Consider the following 11,835-nt stretch of genomic DNA (forward strand, 5'->3'; position numbering starts at 1 on the left):
AACCAGGCCCAGCGGGCTCCGACCCCCCCCCCCCCCCCCCTCGCCCGGACACTCGTGCCGCAAAGGAGGCGATGCCTGCAGTTTAGATAAGCGCACTGGAATACCACAAGCCAAGCCGCACGAGCGGCTATATCCATCTACGGCCCGTCAGAAACTCGCTCAGCAGTGCTGCCTCAGGCGTGCCGGACTGCGGTTTATAGTCGTAGCGCCAGTTGGCTACAGGTGGCATGGACATCAGAATGGACTCGGTACGGCCGCCCGTCTGCAAACCGAACAACGTCCCCCGGTCCCAGACCAGATTGAATTCAACATACCGCCCACGGCGATAAGCTTGCCAATCACGCTCCTGCTGGCCATAAGGCATGCCGCGCCGACGCTCGACGATGGGCAGATAGGCATGCACCAGCGCGTCACCCACGGCACGCGTCATGGCAAAACTGTCGGTCAGGCCCAACTCGCTGAAATCGTCATAGAACACTCCGCCAATACCGCGCGGCTCTTGGCGATGCTTTAGAAAAAAGTAGTCATCGCACCACTGCTTGAAGCGTGGGTACTTGTCCTCGCCATATGGCGCAAGTGCATTGGCACAGGTCTGGTGGAAATGGACAGCGTCTTCCTCGAAGCCATAGTAGGGCGTCATGTCCATGCCCCCACCAAACCAGAAGACATCCTCCTGGCCTGCTGCAAAGGCGCGGAACATTCGTACATTCATATGCACGGTTGGCACGTAAGGATTGCGCGGATGAAAAACCAACGATACCCCCATGGCCTCCCATGCGCGGCCAGCCAACTCGGGCCGGTGCGCATTGGCGGATGGTGGCAGCTTATCGCCCATGACATGACTAAAGCCTACGCCACCACGCTCCAACAACTGGCCACCCTCCAAGAGGCAGCTGATACCGCCGCCACCTGCTGGCCGCTGCCACTCATCACGCAAGAACCGGCTACCATCGGCGGCTTCCAGGTTGGTGACAATGCGTTGCTGCAAACCGAGGAAATACTGTTTTATCTGCTGCGTATCCATGCTCATGACTCTGTTGATGGAGGGTCCAGGTCAGCCACATAAGGCATTTCAGCCCATTTGAGCGTCAAGGCAAACGAACTGGGCTGCGTACGATCTTGTACTATATCTAGGCCGGTTGCACCGGCGTCAGGCTCGACAACTCTGCGATATCGTTGCGGCCATCAACAAACACCAGCTTGGGTACATGTTCGGCGATTTCGGCACGCTCATATACCCCAAAACTGGCGATGATAAGAACATCGCCTACCTGTACGCGGCGGGCAGCCGAGCCATTCACCGAAATCACCCCGGAACCACGCTCGGCCCGGATGGCGTAGGTTTGGAAACGCTCACCATTGGTAACATTCCAAATGTCGATTTGTTCATATTCGAGAATATCCGCCGCTTCGAGCAGATTCTCGTCAATGGCGCACGAACCAATGTAATTGAGCTCGGCATGAGTGGTTGTGACGCGATGCAGCTTGGACTTGAGTAAATGGCGTTTCATGGTATTCCAATACAAAGGCCGGGCTTTAAGCACGGTCCGGATGTTGATGGCAAACCTCCGACGATGCGCATAATCCAGCACAGGAGGCATGCCCACAATAAAAGCAGGAACGTCAGCTTAAGTTAACGCTAAGTGTCACCTCCAAATTATCGATAAGACGCGGCTTTCCCAAGCGGGCAGCAGCCAGAATGACTATCTCCCGGTCCCCTGGCCGTGCATGCTCTAACCGTTGTTGATCACGTATTTCAACGTAATCGACACGCCAACCGTGGTTTTCCAAGTCAGCACGGGCAGATTCCGTCAACTTCACAAAGTCGGTTTCACCCGTTTCCAAAGCTGTCTTGATAGCAGCAAGGTTACGGTGCAGGCGCGGTGCTTCAAGGCGTTCGGTTTCGGTGAGATAACCATTGCGTGAAGACAAGGCCAGGCCATCCGCCGCACGGCCGGTATCCACCGGTATGATCTCAATCGGCATATCGAGATCTGCCACCATGCCTTCAATTACTTTAAGTTGCTGGTAGTCCTTCTTGCCAAACATGGCGGCATTGGGCTGCACGATATTGAACAGCTTGGTCACCACCGTCGCCACGCCACGGAAATGGCCAGGGCGGAACTGCCCGTCCAATTCGTGCTGGATGGCTGGCGGCTCGACCTTGTATTGCTGCTCGATACGCGGGTAAAGCTGATCCACCGTCGGGTGGAAAACCGCATCCACGCCTACGGCTTTGAGCTTGGCGCAATCTTCTTCAAAGGTACGCGGATAGGTATTGAAGTCCTCGCCCTGACCAAACTGCAAGGGGTTGACAAAGATGGACACGACTACTTTGCCACCCTTGGCTTTGGCCGCAGTGCAAAGCGAAATATGTCCCTCATGCAGATTACCCATCGTGGGCACAAACGCGACAAAGCCTACGCTTTTACGCCAGGCCCGAAGGTCGGCGATGGTGTTGAAGATTTGCATAATGTTCCTTCGTTATCAGACCAAGGCCTTGTACAGGCGTATGGCCGGCCAGGACTGACCATTGAATTCGCGTTCTGGGCGTTGTACTGGCCTCAGCGATAAAGCCCAGTCGTTGCGCCAACATCAAGGCGGAATGATTTGCTTCAAGGGTATCGGTAACCACCCGCTGGCAGCCTAGCTGTTCGGCGGCGAAGCGTAACAGGCAATCCGCCGCTTCAAGCGCATATCCCTGCCGCCAGTAGCGCTCCCCCAACTCACAACCGAATGACATCTCGCCCGGTACAAGCACACGCACGCCGCACGACCCTATCAGGGCACCATTGTCGCGCAACGTGATCGCCAACTGCCAACAACTACGCTCAGGCTCTACCTGCCAACCGATAAACATGGCCAGCAGGTATCGACTGGCTGCCGGGCCAACTTCATCTGCGGGGTAAAGGCGGCTGAATTGTTCGCCGGTTCGCAGCGCGACATAATCCACCTCATCCGTAGGATGGAAATCCCGCAGCACCAGACGGCCGGAGAGAAGCGTCAACACAGGCAAGACTCAGAAACTGTGTTCAACCGCAGGAAAGGTCTTGGCTTTCACTTCGCGCACATAGGATTCCAACGCACCACCGATGCTGGTCGCCCCCTGCATGAAATTCTTTACGAAACGCGCCTTCTTGCCGGGGTAGATGCCCAGCATGTCGTAAACCACCAGTACCTGACCATCAACATCGACTCCCGCACCGATACCAATCGTCGGCACCTGCAAGCTGGCGGTTATTTCCTTGGCCAACGCAGCCGGCACCATTTCCATCAGCACCAAGGCAGCCCCCGCGGCTTCCAGCGCTTTGGCATCCTGCTTGAGTTGCTCGGCAGCGCTGTCCGTACGACCTTGGACCTTATAACCGCCAAAGGTATGCACTGATTGAGGCGTCAAACCGATATGGGCGCAGACCGGAATACCGCGCTGCACCAGAAAGCGCACTGTCTCGGCCATATACTCCCCGCCTTCCAACTTGACCATCTCGGCTCCTGCCGCCATCAGGCGTGCAGCCGCTTCAAATGCCTGCTGCGGACTTTGCTGATAAGCACCAAACGGCAAGTCCGCCACAACCATCGCCTGCTTGGCGTGTTTCATCACACAACGGGTGTGGTAGACCATTTGGTCGAGGGTAACAGGCAGGGTCGATGTTTCACCCTGAATCACCATGCCGAGCGAGTCGCCGACCAACAGCATCTCCACCCCTGCATCGGCCATCAGGCTGGCGAAACTAGCGTCATAGCAGGTCAACATGACAATTTTCTGGGCTTCCTGCTTCAGCTTTTGCAGGGTGGAAACGGTGATCTTCATGGGTGAATCCAGTCAGGTTATCAAGCGCTTGCTCTAATTCACTGCAAGACTATTGCACACGCCAAACCGGCACTATGTCGGCGCATTGAAGCATTTGGCTGCATCTTTTCGATGCGGTGCCACAATAGCCGAAAGTCGCCACCCTACTCAACCCATTCCCGCCACAAACCTACTGGCGGTTACTGTCTATTACAGGAAACCAAACCCGGCTAGCCCAGGATGAAAGCCGAAATACATCTGAATCGGCAAGACCTATACCGAGCGACGCCTCAGCCTGAACAAGGGAGATACAACAAACTATTGAACAGGCACTCAAGCCTTGTTGAAATATTCGCGTGCGCTACGCATACCTTCGATTGACCGTAGCAGCAATTGGAAGTCCTCCACGTCATCTACCAGATTCAGGTGCTCGGTATTCACAATCAGCAGTGGTGCATCAATATAATCGTAGAAGAAGCGGCTATAGCGCTCCGCCAACTGGCGTAGATAACTATCTTCCATCAACGCTTCATAGTCGTTCGACCGGTTTCGCACGCGTTCGAGCAGGATTTCAATATCTGCCTGCAGGTAAATGACCAGATCCGGCGTCGGGGCTCTTACGCGTAAATGCCGATAAATCGTGGAATAAAGATGAAATTCGTCGTCACTTAGTATCAACTGGGCAAACAACGGGTCTTTATCAAAGAGGAAATCGGCAACCGTCTGGCCACCGAACAAATCCATCTGGGTAAGGCTTTCTACTTGCTCAACCCGCTGAAACAAGAAGGACAACTGGGTCGGTAGCGCATAGCGCTGCATGTCTTGATAAAACTTGGGCAGAAAAGGGACCGCATCTGGCTTTTCCAGGAGTAGATTCCCTCCCAGATGCTCTCCCAGCCGCTTGGCCAAGGTCGTTTTCCCCGCCCCGATGGGGCCCTCAACCACAATGTAACGGTAACGCGCCAAACTCATTGTCGAATCCCCATCTAGGCTTTGTTGACATAAGCTTTACGCATCGCGTTTCCATGGTTTTGCGTATGCCCTACAACCGTTTCAGACCGGTTTGATCACATGCTGCAACCAACGTCGCCAATGCCGTACCATCCGGAAATTGCAACTTCGCTGCAATTTCATGCAATGGTAGGAGCACAAAGCTGCGATCCTGCATGCGTGGATGCGGCAAGGTCAGGCGCTTGTCATGCATGACAGCATCACCGTAGAGCAGCAAATCCAAATCCAGCGTACGAGGCGCATTACGAAAACTGCGCTCGCGGCCGAACAGCTGCTCCAGCGCCAATAATCCATCCAGCAATAAATGGGCCTCAAGATCTGTATCGATCGCGGCCACCGCATTGATGAAATCCGGCTGGTCGACGTACCCGACCGGTGCGCTGCGGTAAAAAGATGAGGCGGTAACCAACTGCGTCGTCGGCAATGTTGCCAAGCCCAGCATGGCAGCCTGCACGGTGCCGGCTGCATCTCCCAGGTTGGCCCCCAGGCCGATATAGGCGCGTACGCTCATTGTGCGTTATCCACTGCCACACCAGCCCCACCGCGTGGACCACGCCGACGGCGGCGTTTCTTGGTTGCTGGGTCGCCCGCCTGAGGGCGTATCAGCATGGCTTCGCGCTTTTGGCCATCGGCCGCCTGAAATTCAGTCCACCAATCAGCCAATTCCTGCTCCACTTCGCCGGAACCCGCCCGCAGACAGAGAAAATCGTATCCCGCGCGGAAACGAGGGTGCTCCAATAAACGGAAAGGCTTGATACCGGAACGGTGTTCGAAGCGTGGTTGCAGCGCCCAGATTTCCTTTGTAGTGCTGCCATAACGGCGGGGGATCGCCAATTTTTCTTCCTGCACCGCTTCCACTTCATCGATAGCAGAGAACAAGGCCAGCATGGGCTTTTCACCCGCGGCTTTTCGCTTATCCCAGTTATCCAATACTTCCAGCCACAGCAACGAGGCAAACACATAGCCGGCTGATACCGGTTTGTCCTCGCGAATACGGCGGTCGGTGTTTTCCAACGCTGTCCGCAGGAAGGCTTCGCCATGCGGCATCGCCATCATTTTGTCCAGCAGCGGGAAAAAACCATGGTGCAGCCCTTCATCGCGCAGCTGCATCAGGCAGACCCAGCTGTGACCACTGAACAAGAGCTTGAGCATCTCATCGAAGAGGCGCGAGGATGGTACATTTTCGAGCAATTCAGCCAGTTCGCGAATCGGCTTGCGGGTAACCGGGTCGATACTCAAACCCAATTTGGCCGCCAAACGCACGGCGCGCAGCATACGTACCGGGTCTTCCCGGTAACGCACGGCCGGCACACCAATCATGGCCATGCGTTTCTTTTCGATATCCGCCACGCCGCCGTGGAAATCGATGATCTCTTCACGATTAGGGTCGTAAAACAGCGCGTTGACCGTGAAGTCCCGCCGTTTGGCATCGTCTTCCTGGCTGCCCCAGGTGTTGTCTCGGATGATCCGTCCGGCGTCGTCGGTCATGGCGTCGCCGCTGCCACGGAAGGTGGACACTTCCACCACCTCATCGCCAAACAGTACATGTACCAGCTTGAAGCGACGGCCAATGATGCGAGAGCGGCGGAATACCTTATGCACCTCTTCCGGGGTCGCATTGGTCGCCACATCAAAATCTTTTGGGTCTTTACCAAGCAGTAAGTCGCGTACTGCGCCGCCTACGATATAGGCCTCGTAGCCCGCAGCCTGCAACTGGTCAGTGGTCTTCAAAGCAAAGGTTGGCAAGTGGTCACGGCTAATTCCGTGACGTTTGAGGGGAATGACTACCCGGCCGCCGCCCTGTTGCTTGTTAAGCCTGAAAACGCGGCCAATCAGTTTTCGAATCATTATTTTTTGAGTTTAAGGTCCCTGTGGAAGTCTTGATTATAACGGCATGGGCTGCCGCAAGCGGATAGCGTTTCTTCAACCACTTTTCTACTTTTCGGAACCGTAGAAACAATAGGAGTGAATTGCCTTGCCCCGCATCCAATACCAGATCCTGAATGTGTTCGCCGAAACCCCTTTTGGCGGCAATCCACTGGCAGCTATTGAAGATGGCACCGGCCTCAGCGACACAGAAATGCAGCTGATTGCCCGCCAGTTCAACCTGTCCGAAACCACGTTTCTACTACCTTCCAGCAACGCCACAGCCCGTATCCGTATATTCACCCCCACCTATGAAATGCCTTTTGCCGGCCACCCTACCCTCGGGTCTGCCCACGTGGTGCGCCAATTAAAACGTAGTGGCGACGAAATAACGTTGGAGATGCAGGCTGGCATTATCCCCGTGCATGCCCAGGGCGACCGCTGGACACTGGCGGCCAACACGCCCGAGCACCGGGCAATGACTGCCAGCCCTGCCGAGCTGGCTTCCATGCTGGGTTTACCTGAGGCTGCGATTGCTGGGCCGGCGTTGTGGGTAAGCTGCGGTAACGAACAAGCCATGATTCCGTTGGCTTCGCCCGAGTACGTGCATGCCTGCAAGCCAAACAGCGAACTGATGTATCAGTACAGCGTCAACAATACTGGCAAACCCAAAGCCTATGTATTTGCACGCACTGCCAATGGTTTTGAATCCCGCTTTTTCTGGACGCCGGACTCAGGAATCGCAGAAGACCCGGGCACTGGGTCGGCTGCCGCCAATCTGGGTGGTTACTGGCTGGCGACGCAGGGCCAGGCAACACTCGATGCCACCATCTTGCAAGGCACAGCCATGGGTCGCCCCAATGTACTGAGCCTGAAGGTAAAGGCAGGGGAAATCCATGTCGGTGGTCGAGTCCAAGCACTGGGACAGGGCGAACTCCACTGGGACTAAAAACCTGTCTAAAGTCTGCTACGCGTCGGCAATATGGCGTTGAAAACACCCTCGGAATGCTCATTTACCACTTGTAAACTCCACTTCCTCGGCTGTTTTCGCCTTATCTTGCCCTAGCTCGCGAGACTTTAGACAGGCTCTAAATAAAAGCGCCCCCACTCACCAAAAGTGAGCAGAGGCGTAATAGGCCGAGGGATAACCCGATTTGGGCTGCCCGTCAGACTGATTGGATGGTTAAGCGTGGATTGCAAGACGAGAGGCGTGGCCTTGCAATCGCGGGGCTGCTTGACAGATCTTGTCGCAGAACCTCCAAATCAGTCTTACTCAGCACAACACTTACTGGCCTGAAGACAGCTTGAACAACTGTTCCACCACGGCAGTCAACGGCTGGCTGTAACGCGAAGCATTGACGGCCGAACCGGTCCAGTGCGCCGGCAACGGATTGCGCGTATCCCACAGGTCGGTCGGGTTGTAGTAAGACACAGCGCGTTGTGTTGGCGCCGGCGTCCACAAGAAGTCCGGATGACGGTTGGTGTACCACTCACCACCAATGATGTTCCCGCGGCTATCCAATTCCAAATCGTACATATAAGCAACGTTGGTGATCGCATCGTTACGCGGACCATCGGTGTCATTATGTGTAGGCGACGTTTCCACGATGTAGCTCAGATTCATCTTCACGCCAACAATATTGACCGCGCTATTACCGCGATACTTTGAGAACTTGTCACTGGTGTAGTTGGCACGGGCAATCATGGCTTCTTTAGCCGTGTTGTAAGCTTGACCAGTTTGCGGATTGAAGTAGGTATAGCTGTAAGCCAATACCGGCTGGTTCCACACTTCGTAGTCAAACGTCGCGTCAATCACGAAGCTGCGCTTGGCAACGCCGATCTGGTTAACCACTGCTTGGTGCCAGCTACCAGGATTGGTGTCAAAGCAAGCTTCGTCGATGATACGACCGTTTTGGTCTTTTGCCGGATCCTTTGCATTACAACGGCCACCAATGAAACGGGTGGAAGGTGCAGCTTCAGCCCACAGCATAGTGCCCAAAGCCTTCACGTCAGACGGATAGAACTTGACCGACTGGCCAGCTGGGGACGTAACGGTAATTGTCTTCTTTGGACGTGGCAGCATGTATGCCGCAGGCGCCCAACCGTGACACAAGCCCATCCAGCCTTCTACACTGCCCGAGTTGTTGTAATAGCCTTCGCCCATTTTCCAACCAGCGCGGGTCAAGCTGAAGCTACCGTCATTAACCAGCAGGTCATACTTTTCGGCTGGGGACAGCAATTCGGTCTTCAGGCTGCTGAGGTAGCCAGACACGGGACGCAGCGTGTTGGAATAGGTCCAGTAGTCTTTCCAGGTACTGGGGTTGTTGCTGTACACATCAGGGTCGCCATAACGGTAGCTAACCGAACCGTTGTAGAGCGGCCAATAGGTGTCGGACCATGGCTGCTCAGTTAACCGAGCGCTACCAAGACGACGGTTATCCATCTCCACCACATTACCAATCAAGCTCGCACCGGCATCCACCAGACTAGCCGGATTGTCATTTCCGCGTACAGCAGCAGCTGCACGAGCGCCAGGCCGCTTTGCGCCATTCAGCAAATTGAAGCGCATCGCATCTTTTTCTTCTACGAAACTACCCGACTGAATCGACTGCGGTGAAAACTTAGGTACCGATTTAAGTGCAAAGGGCGCTACCGCAGTTTTTACGGGTACTTCATCCATCGATTTTTGCGGATCGCGCTGAAAACGTTGCAAATAATCGCTAATCGCTTTTTGTTCGGATTGGCTTACCTGCGCAAAGGTAGGAATGGAAAGTGCAAATGCAATTGCGGTAAGGCAAAATTTGGCCTTATTCTGGAACATGATTACGCCTTTTCTTAATTCAATTAATTTACAGGCGCCTCACCATAGCATTATAAAATAAATGCCAAAACATAAATAATTAATGCCATGGAAAGCGCTTGCCTGCCTCGATAAGAGCTTCTGGCTCTTTATTAGCAAGCAACCTGTCGGCTGGCCTTCCAGCTTTCAGGCAGATGATCAGATTTTTATTTCGGAGAGAGAAATACCGATCTCATCAATTACGCAGTCTACCAGCAGTCTTTAAGAATGAAAATTTAATGATTTATTTTAAGAATTAAAACATTTAATCCATTTCTAATTAACGTCATATATTATATATTAATCATGGAGTAATTACTTGCTATTCACAGTTTCACATAATTATAATTTACTGTACTTCTTTTAATGCATTGTCATTAATTAAGCAGGGCTGATTTTTATTACAAATAAAAACAAAAGATAATTGAGAATAACAATAGCTTAGCATTAATCACCATTAACAATGTTTAACCGCTATTTTTCAATCCAATCAATGTACAAGCATAAATTGGTAAGTTGCCACTGATGAGTTGACAGTAAAGAAAAGTAATAAAATAACAGCCCACAAGACAATAATGACAACATGCTAGGCAGTGACGCATATCGCGGAAAATTGGGTCTCACACACTCATACTTTGGGTAGAACCAAGATACGAACGCGCTATACACCCAGCAGTCTCCAGGAGAAAATACGTTGTAAAACGCACACACTCATTAGCACATCGCGCCGGCTCCTGCACTGCATTCAATGATGAACTGTTCGCAAAAATTGCCGCCGGCGAGCGTGACCAACGCTATGTCGAACAAGCAGTGAAGCTTTATCCGGTGCCCACTATCGACTTGCGTGACAACATACCGAGGCGGCGACTAGCGTCCATCAAACAAACGTTTCCTGGATGCCAGGGTGCGTCATTTCTCGCGAAACATAAGGTGCCAAGCCAGTCCAACAGGATTAAGGTACTTTGCCCGCCGCAGAGTTGAATGGGTCGCCGCGCTGGCGAGGCCGGCGGGCTTATTGTTCGACGGGGAAGCAGCGGTCCGGGTATTGCGCCCGGGGGACTTTGTGGACATCCTTGCGCATTGTCGCCACAAGGTTGAATGGACCAATCCCAACACACCGACTATTTGGCTAGCCGTGCACTATGGCATGGCAGAGGTAAGTCTCCCACAATACCTGACAGCATGGCTGGCTACATTATCCCTGGCCAGAAAATGTGCCGAAGGCCCACTTGTCTGGCTTCAAATGCCAGTATCTAGACTGCCGGCTGGTGCACACAAGCCTGTTCTAAACCTTTGCCCACCAAGAGCCCTCCTACCTACCTACGTGCGCTCAAGCAACCAATCTACGGCGGAACACCAACTTATCCGATGTACTCTCGGCAGATGCGAAACGATAGCCCTCCAAATCAAAGTTTTTCAGGTCTTCCATCCGGTCAATTTGGTTAAGCATCGCGTATCGCACCATCAACCCCCTTGCCCGCTTGGCGTAGAAGCTGATGACCTTGTACTGGCCGTTCTTGTTGTCCTCAAACACACAATCAACCAACCGGCCTTTCAACTGCTTGCGCTTGACCGACTTGAAGTACTCCTCACTCGCCAGGTTTACCAACACGGGTTCAGCTTGGCGGGCCAACTCGGCATTTAGGGCATCGGTAATGGTATTACCCCAAAATGCATAGAGATTATTGCCATGGGGATTGGCCAGCCGAGTACCCATCTCAAGACGGTACGGTTGCATCAAATCCAGTGGGCGCAAGAGGCCATACAGGCCGGAAAGTATCCGCAAACGTTGTTGAGTCAGCTTGATTTGCGAGCTATCAAGGCTGGCGGCATCCAAGCCCTCATAAACATCCCCCATAAAAGCCAATACCGCGGGCTTACTGTTATGTGAGGTAAAACGTGGCGACCAGTCTTGGTAACGCGCGACGTTCAGTGCCGCCAAATTGTCCGAAATGGTCATCAACTTGGCAATGTCAGCCGGGCTTTGCTGGCGCAGTGTTTCAATCAACTGCGTCGACTGCGGGATGAATGCAGGCAGCGTGCTGTGCTCATGTTGAGCCGGAGTATCGAAATCGAGGGTTTTTGCAGGCGAAATAACAAAGAGCATGGCAAAGGAAAAAGCACTGAGAGGAGCGCACTATTTTACTGGCGGCGATGGTAATCACCTAAACGGAATAACCCACCCCTTCCCTCTGCTGCCGGCCAATCGGCATAGGGGCGACCAGATGTTCTGGCCGACCCCTGCCACACCACCCGGCATGCGGGTCCGCACCGGGCGGTTGGAGCAGTTGAGGTCAATCTGCCTCCAATTGATGCACATCGCCCGGTT

The 11,835-nt window shown here is 53.6% G+C and carries 11 protein-coding genes; 1 reads left to right on the forward strand and 10 read right to left on the reverse strand.

Translation table 11 applies throughout. The features are described 5' to 3' along the window. Positions 1 to 127: 127 nt before the first annotated feature. From hemF to pcnB, 8 genes are all read right to left on the reverse strand, one after another. Positions 128 to 1,024 carry an oxygen-dependent coproporphyrinogen oxidase gene (gene hemF / locus CSQ89_RS17105; protein ID WP_099407317.1) on the reverse strand — a complete coding sequence of 299 codons (897 nt, stop codon included), beginning with the start codon at positions 1,022 to 1,024 and terminating at the stop codon, positions 128 to 130. A gap of 106 nt (positions 1,025 to 1,130) precedes the next feature. After that, positions 1,131 to 1,511 (reverse strand): aspartate 1-decarboxylase, encoded by a 381-nt coding sequence (panD, locus tag CSQ89_RS17110; RefSeq protein ID WP_099407307.1) that lies wholly within the window; start codon positions 1,509 to 1,511, stop codon positions 1,131 to 1,133. A gap of 112 nt (positions 1,512 to 1,623) precedes the next feature. After that, on the reverse strand, positions 1,624 to 2,472 hold the full coding sequence (gene panC / locus CSQ89_RS17115) for a pantoate--beta-alanine ligase (RefSeq protein ID WP_099407308.1): 849 nt from the start codon (positions 2,470 to 2,472) through the stop codon (positions 1,624 to 1,626). After that, entirely contained in the window at positions 2,429 to 3,010 is a 582-nt protein-coding gene (locus tag CSQ89_RS17120; RefSeq protein WP_158229026.1) for a GNAT family N-acetyltransferase, read from the reverse strand. Before CSQ89_RS17120 ends, panC begins: the two co-directional genes overlap by 44 nt. Positions 3,011 to 3,019: 9 nt before the next feature. Next, positions 3,020 to 3,811, reverse strand: a complete 792-nt coding sequence (gene panB / locus CSQ89_RS17125; protein WP_099407310.1) for a 3-methyl-2-oxobutanoate hydroxymethyltransferase — start codon at positions 3,809 to 3,811, stop codon at positions 3,020 to 3,022. A 312-nt stretch (positions 3,812 to 4,123) separates the two neighbouring features. Then, positions 4,124 to 4,762, reverse strand: a complete 639-nt coding sequence (locus tag CSQ89_RS17130) for a deoxynucleoside kinase (RefSeq protein ID WP_099407311.1) — start codon at positions 4,760 to 4,762, stop codon at positions 4,124 to 4,126. 70 nt (positions 4,763 to 4,832) lie between these two features. After that, positions 4,833 to 5,312: a 2-amino-4-hydroxy-6-hydroxymethyldihydropteridine diphosphokinase gene (gene folK, locus CSQ89_RS17135; protein WP_099407312.1), complete on the reverse strand. Its 480-nt coding sequence runs from the start codon at positions 5,310 to 5,312 to the stop codon at positions 4,833 to 4,835. Continuing rightward, entirely contained in the window at positions 5,309 to 6,649 is a 1,341-nt protein-coding gene (gene pcnB, locus CSQ89_RS17140) for a polynucleotide adenylyltransferase PcnB (protein ID WP_099407313.1), read from the reverse strand. The genes folK and pcnB overlap by 4 nt, the downstream gene beginning before the upstream one ends. Before the next feature lie 127 nt (positions 6,650 to 6,776). On the opposite strand from pcnB, the gene CSQ89_RS17145 reads away from it, so the two are divergent. Further along, entirely contained in the window at positions 6,777 to 7,616 is an 840-nt protein-coding gene (locus CSQ89_RS17145) for a PhzF family phenazine biosynthesis protein (protein WP_099407314.1), read from the forward strand. A 336-nt stretch (positions 7,617 to 7,952) separates the two neighbouring features. Here the strand turns inward: CSQ89_RS17145 and CSQ89_RS17150 are convergent, their stop codons facing one another. Both CSQ89_RS17150 and yaaA read right to left on the reverse strand, forming a co-directional pair. Continuing rightward, positions 7,953 to 9,488: a peptidase gene (locus tag CSQ89_RS17150; protein WP_099407315.1), complete on the reverse strand. Its 1,536-nt coding sequence runs from the start codon at positions 9,486 to 9,488 to the stop codon at positions 7,953 to 7,955. 1,348 nt (positions 9,489 to 10,836) lie between these two features. Then, positions 10,837 to 11,613, reverse strand: a complete 777-nt coding sequence (gene yaaA, locus CSQ89_RS17155; protein WP_099407316.1) for a peroxide stress protein YaaA — start codon at positions 11,611 to 11,613, stop codon at positions 10,837 to 10,839. Between the last annotated feature and the right edge of the window lie 222 nt (positions 11,614 to 11,835).

Source organism: Chitinimonas sp. BJB300, assembly GCF_002735695.1.
GTDB lineage: Bacteria > Pseudomonadota > Gammaproteobacteria > Burkholderiales > Chitinimonadaceae > Chitinimonas.